Source organism: Staphylococcus sp. CoH_129_LAB_1 (assembly GCF_058191515.1).
In genome coordinates, this window is the sequence record NZ_JBXWKZ010000063.1 from 1 (window position 1) to 716 (window position 716).

The following is a 716-nucleotide window of genomic DNA, read 5'->3' on the forward strand; positions in this document are numbered from 1 at the left end:
CTTCTTCAGAACTTGGTTCCTCTGATTTTGTCGCTTCTTCAGAACTTGGTTCCTCTGATTTTGTCGCTTCTTCAGAACTTGGTTCCTCTGATTTTGTCGCTTCTTCAGAACTTGGTTCCTCTGATTTTGTCGCTTCTTCAGAACTTGGTTCCTCTGATTTTGTCGCTTCTTCAGAACTTGGTTCCTCTAATTTTGTCGCTTCTTCAGAACTTGGTTCCTCTAATTTTGTCGCTTCTTCAGAACTTGGTTCCTCTGATTTTGTCGCTTCTTCAGAACTTGGTTCCTCTAATTTTGTCGCTTCTTCAGAACTTGGTTCCTCTAATTTTGTCGCTTCTTCAGAACTTGGTTCCTCTGATTTTGTCGCTTCTTCAGAACTTGGTTCCTCTAATTTTGTCGTTTTTTCTTCTGTTGATGGTTGTTCCGTTGTATCAGTAGTTGAAGATGTATTATCTTGATTTGTTACTGTTTGATCTGATTCGGCAGCTTTTGCTTCTTCTTGCCCTGCCCCAAAGATTAATGTTGCACCTACTAAAATAGATGCCGCTCCTACTGTAAATTTTCTAATTGAGTATTTGTTTTGAACATTAGGTAAGAAATCTAATCTTCTATTTGGTTTCTTTTTCAAATAACTCACACCCCTATTCCTACGATTAGTCAAGCATTTACAAATAAAATAAGCATTACTTAACTAAACCGTTCAATTTTAATTTTTTGAA

1 protein-coding gene is annotated in these 716 nt (G+C 37.0%); it reads right to left on the reverse strand.

What is annotated here, in order from left to right; genetic code table 11:
• Nucleotides 1-625 (reverse strand): YSIRK-type signal peptide-containing protein (locus AC2FB1_RS11065; RefSeq protein WP_490675271.1); only part of this gene is annotated, 625 nt, incomplete at its 3' end.
• Between the last annotated feature and the right edge of the window lie 91 nt (nucleotides 626-716).